Source organism: Oscillibacter sp. CU971, assembly GCF_905219725.1.
Lineage (GTDB): Bacteria > Bacillota > Clostridia > Oscillospirales > Oscillospiraceae > Oscillibacter.
In genome coordinates this window covers 1-2,556 of sequence record NZ_CAJMXG010000344.1, presented here as the reverse complement: position 1 = coordinate 2,556, position 2,556 = coordinate 1, and the positions used below count along the sequence as shown (strand labels likewise).

Here is a 2,556-nt window from a genome sequence, read left to right as displayed (position 1 = left end):
CCCTGGCCGCTGCCTCATCGGCCGCTTGACTCTTTCTCAGAGTTTCGTCAGCGCGGTGCTGCTCGCGCTCCATTTCACGCTTCTCCCGCTTGTCGTCGGCGTCCAACTGGACCTTCTCCTGGTTGATCCTGGCCTCATACAATGCTGTCAGGTTCTTGACTGCCGCAGTCTGCTCCTGCGACCCGGCCTGGAGGGTCTTCAGCCCTTTGATCTGGCTGACGATCTCCTCATCCATCAATTTGTTGATCTCTTCCATCTCGTATAAACCTCCTTCGTTTTGTAGATGGCTCCATAAAAGCGGGTGTTATTCGTGCGAGATCAGGTTCTCTTTCCGGATTCGCAGAACCACCAGCCGCCCATGTTGCAGGGCGTCCGGATTCTTTTCCACTTCCAGAAAGAGATACGGGGGTTCGGACGGATCGGAGCGGTCAACCCTGAGCAAGCCGATAGTCCTGGCACGAAAATATACGGCCGAAGCCGCGACGCCAACCAGAATACCTCCGATCAAAGCGAGTACGATCCACATAGCGCACACCTCCTTTCAAACTGTTTTTCGGATTTTTCTACCCGGGAATTTTTCAGGATAACAATTTACCACACTTTTCCGTCACCTGCGTATGGAAAATATAAAAGAGAGGAGCCCTTGTCAGGACTCCGTCTCCTTGGAGAATGCCTCCAGCAGTTTGTTCCACGCCTCAGCTTCCAGATTGTCCAGGCCGCTGAATCCCGCCGCCTTCATCACGTCCTCCCGGTACATCCGCTTGCTCCGACAAAATGCCTTAGTGTAGAGCGAGTCCGATTTGGTTCCATCCAATTCGAGCTCAATGCTCTGTAAGATATTGTCGAGATTACCGGCTGACCGATACAGACACATGACGACGGCTCTCAGTTCCTCGACTGCGCTTTTAGCTTTGGTTTCGTCCATAGCTGTCACCTCCATAAAAGGGCTTGTTACGCACGCGAAATAGTTATCGGAAGTAGCCTGTTGTCTGCTTGCTGAGCCGGCCGAAGAGCATATCGGTCAATTCAATCGCAAAGGCATTGACTTCCTCTTCTTTGTCGTCCGGGAGAGAACAAATATCAGAAACGCCATACGCCATGAGCACCACTTTTCTGACGTATTCCCACCCGGTACTGCTCGACAGTACGGACGGATACACCCAATCCTGGCTGTACGGAGAAAAGTGTGTGGAGTTGAAACTTCGTGTCAGCTCGAAGAAGTGATCGTGAGCCTTCTTCAGAAATTGCATCTTTTTAAGATGGTCGCATCTCAGGGTGTCCTTGAGTGCATAACCGCACAGGCGTACCTTTTCCTCGATTTCCTCCATACTTTTTGCGCCCATGTTCTTGATACAGCCCAATTCTCGGCGGCTTGTGTCAACGAGAGCGCCGAGCGTAAGGATGCCGCTTCGGGTCAGGCAGTTGTAGGATCGGGTGGAAAAGTCAAGTTCCTCGATGGGCATGTCCAATGAAATCTTCTGTTCCATGGTCGTCTCCTTTCAAATATAAATGCGTGAAAGGGGAAGAGGCCGCGTTTCCGCAGCCCCTTCGGGTTTAGTTCTCCTTCAGATACTTGTCCATCGCCTTGTCCATCTTGTCCATCAGCTTGTCCTGCTTCTCGAACATGGCGCAGGAGAGATCCAGCAGCCGGTTGAGCAGACGGAGCGCTTTGACGTTGGTCACGATGTCGTCAGCATCCATAGTGGATACGGACGACTCCATAGCCGTCGCCATAAGCAACCCCTTAGTCTCCTCCACCGTCGCCTTGAACTCCTTGCTCAAATTCTTGTTGTCGTACATAACTGTAACCTCCGATGTAATAAGATTTTGGTTTTACCTTTTGGTTTCCATAAAGGGCTGTGTGGATTTCGCGCGAAAGGGTAAGAGCCCTTGTTGCAGGACTCTCCCTTACTGAAACTCAGCCTCTGATGCAGGCGTGCTTGTCGCCGGCGATGACGTTCCATCCATCGCGGACATCCTTACAGCTCATGAACACGGTGGCCACAAAGACCGCTCCGATCCAGAACCCCGTAAAGATGCCTCTGATATGGCTAACCATTCGCTTCATGATAACAACTCCTTCATGTAATATTGTCTGGGTTTCCATAAAGGGCTGTGTTCCGCTCGCGGGGGTCATCCACGGGCCCTGTTCAGGAGCCAGAAGAACCGGCGGTAAAGGTCGTAGTAGACGTCCCGGCAGCAGGGAATATCGGTCTGCGTCTTCAACGTCTCAAAGGAAAGGCCCTCGGTGACCGCCTTGAGAATATAGGAATGCAGGTCGCGGTCGGTCTCGTAGGCCACCCGCTCCACCAGTTCCATGCGCTCGGAGTAGAACAGCTTGGCCTCGGCGCACCGGGCCGTTGGATCGCTGATGACGTTCGTCCGTACCAGCAGAGACAAGTCGTGGGGCTGCTTCTTCAGTCCGTCCAGGGCCATGTAGTCCCTTTTCCAGCCCGGATACTGGAGGCAGAAATGTTTCAGCTCATAGTAGCGGTGCTTCTCGATCCAGTATTTGTTCTTGTAAGACAGGGCCGGTCTGATCGTGGTGCTCATACT

General features: G+C 52.7%; 7 protein-coding genes. All 7 read right to left on the bottom strand.

Annotation, left to right across the window (positions count from 1 at the left end; genetic code table 11):
- On the bottom strand, positions 1-256 hold a 256-nt coding region (locus JX325_RS15110; RefSeq protein ID WP_374220641.1), incomplete at its 3' end, for a hypothetical protein.
- A 48-nt stretch (positions 257-304) separates the two neighbouring features.
- A complete protein-coding gene (locus tag JX325_RS15105) occupies positions 305-526 on the bottom strand; it encodes a beta-lactamase induction signal transducer protein (RefSeq protein ID WP_204791890.1) in 222 nt (73 codons plus the stop codon).
- Between the two features lie 120 nt (positions 527-646).
- On the bottom strand, positions 647-925 hold the full coding sequence (locus JX325_RS15100) for a hypothetical protein (protein WP_204791889.1): 279 nt from the start codon (positions 923-925) through the stop codon (positions 647-649).
- A gap of 43 nt (positions 926-968) precedes the next feature.
- Positions 969-1,487 (bottom strand): DNA-directed RNA polymerase subunit alpha C-terminal domain-containing protein, encoded by a 519-nt coding sequence (locus JX325_RS15095; protein ID WP_204791888.1) that lies wholly within the window; start codon positions 1,485-1,487, stop codon positions 969-971.
- A gap of 67 nt (positions 1,488-1,554) precedes the next feature.
- Positions 1,555-1,800, bottom strand: a complete 246-nt coding sequence (locus JX325_RS15090; protein WP_204791887.1) for a hypothetical protein — start codon at positions 1,798-1,800, stop codon at positions 1,555-1,557.
- Positions 1,801-1,918: 118 nt separating this feature from the next.
- A complete protein-coding gene (locus tag JX325_RS15085) occupies positions 1,919-2,068 on the bottom strand; it encodes a hypothetical protein (protein WP_204791886.1) in 150 nt (49 codons plus the stop codon).
- Positions 2,069-2,133: 65 nt separating this feature from the next.
- Positions 2,134-2,556 (bottom strand): hypothetical protein (locus JX325_RS15080; RefSeq protein WP_374220640.1); only part of this gene is annotated, 423 nt, incomplete at its 5' end.